Raw genomic sequence first — 809 nt, 5'->3', positions numbered from 1 at the left:
GTTGCGGCCGATGCAGTAGATGCGGCGCACCGGGAACATTTCGGCGCTGCCCGCGATCGGCACATAGGTTTCGGGCACGGTAAAAGGTGTAGCCGGCGCATTGGCCGCCGTACCGGGTGTGGCGCAGCCGACGACTGCGCCCGTCGCCATCAGGGCGCCTGTTTGCAGAATTCCGCGTTTGCTCATGTCTGGTTGTGTCATGTGTGTCTCCTGAAGTTGTGGATGAAGCTGGAGCTTGTTGTCAGCGTTTTTCTCCAGCTATCGAGCTTAGGGTGCGCACGCCGCGCGCAGGCAGACGCAATTACGCATTTACCGGACGATTCAATGCAACGCAGCTGCGGTCGTCTCAAGCTGCTCCGGAAATTTTCGCGCGCACGCTATCGCGAAAAGCTTTCGGCGTCTGGCCAAAACGCTGACGAAAGCGCCGCGCGAAGTAGGCTTCATCGGCAAAGCCTGAAGCATGGGCAATGCTGGCTATACGATGGCTGCTGTGCGCCAGTTGTTCCTGCGCAAACTCCAGGCGTCGCTCGGTCACCAGGTCGGTGAAGGTCTTGCCGGTTTCTTTTTTCAGCAGATGCGCGAGGTAGTTGGGCGAAAGGAACGCGGCGGCCGCCGCATCGGCCAGCGTCACTTCGCCGGCCAGGTGCTCACGGATGTAGCGCACCGCGCGCTGCAGGCTGGCACGACGGCTGCCCTGCTGTGCCTGGCTGGCCGAAAAGCGCAGCAGGTCGGCCTCGTACTTGCGGCAGACCAGGCCGATGAGCTGCAGCATCAGGCCACGGATCATCTCGACGGAGCCGAAGCGGCGA

General features: G+C 62.1%; 1 protein-coding gene and 1 pseudogene. Both read right to left on the bottom strand.

What is annotated here, in order from left to right; all coding sequences use genetic code 11:
- Positions 1-201 (bottom strand): annotated as a pseudogene (locus AC1D0Z_RS23235) (fumarylacetoacetate hydrolase family protein); the annotation flags it as partial.
- Positions 202-346: 145 nt separating this feature from the next.
- The coding region (locus AC1D0Z_RS23230; protein ID WP_477660483.1) for a helix-turn-helix transcriptional regulator at positions 347-809 on the bottom strand (463 nt) is incomplete at its 5' end.

This window comes from Polaromonas sp. P1_E3, assembly GCF_056405935.1.
The sequence above is the reverse complement of the archived record's forward strand: the minus strand, read 5'-3'. Positions and strand labels throughout refer to the sequence as shown.